General features: G+C 55.1%; 1 tRNA gene and 1 rRNA gene. Both read left to right on the top strand.

Annotated features, from left to right (window positions below):
- Positions 1-84 precede the first annotated feature (84 nt).
- Positions 85-160, top strand: a tRNA-Thr gene (locus NC856_RS17745).
- Positions 161-199: 39 nt separating this feature from the next.
- Positions 200-276 (top strand): 5S ribosomal RNA (rrf, locus tag NC856_RS17740); the annotation flags it as partial.

The following is a 276-nucleotide window of genomic DNA, read 5'->3' as shown; positions in this document are numbered from 1 at the left end:
CAGTGAAACGCCGTAGCGCCGATGGTAGTGTGGGGTCTCCCCATGTGAGAGTAGGGAACTGCCAGGCATCAAATTAGCAGGTGCGCTGATATGGCTCAGTTGGTAGAGCGCACCCTTGGTAAGGGTGAGGTCCCCAGTTCGACTCTGGGTATCAGCACCAGTAATAATTGGGTTAATGATTCGGCTTTAAAAGAATTTACCTGGCGGCGATAGCGCGGTGGTCCCACCTGACCCCATGCCGAACTCAGCAGTGAAACGCCGTAGCGCCGATGGTAG

The sequence above is a fragment of the Brenneria izbisi genome (assembly GCF_025840185.1).
In the GTDB taxonomy this organism is placed as follows: domain Bacteria; phylum Pseudomonadota; class Gammaproteobacteria; order Enterobacterales; family Enterobacteriaceae; genus Brenneria; species Brenneria izbisi.
The sequence above is the reverse complement of the archived record's forward strand: the minus strand, read 5'-3'. Positions and strand labels throughout refer to the sequence as shown.